1 pseudogene is annotated in these 227 nt (G+C 50.2%); it reads left to right on the top strand.

The features are described 5' to 3' along the window. Positions 1 to 11 precede the first annotated feature (11 nt). Positions 12 to 227 (top strand): annotated as a pseudogene (locus CWC11_RS22375) (hypothetical protein); the annotation flags it as partial.

Genomic DNA, 227 nt, shown 5'->3' with positions numbered 1-227 from the left:
ATTTAGAGTCAGTGAAGCCAACACACGTTACGGTGGGTGAGTCTGGTATTGCTGTGTTCTCCGATGGTGACAAAGACAGCCAACAGAATGCCAGTGCTGCAATGTTTAGTGAAGCGCATATTAGCGGCGAGCAAGGCGAAGTCGCTGCGCTACATTATGACACTTACATGCACGGTGCGGCGCAAGCTCGAGGCGAATTTCTAATTAGCACGATCAGAGACCCTCAA

This window comes from Pseudoalteromonas sp. S3178, from assembly GCF_005886985.1.
GTDB lineage: Bacteria > Pseudomonadota > Gammaproteobacteria > Enterobacterales > Alteromonadaceae > Pseudoalteromonas > Pseudoalteromonas carrageenovora.
Note: the sequence above shows the minus strand (reverse complement) of the source record. Positions and strands in the feature narration are given on the sequence as shown.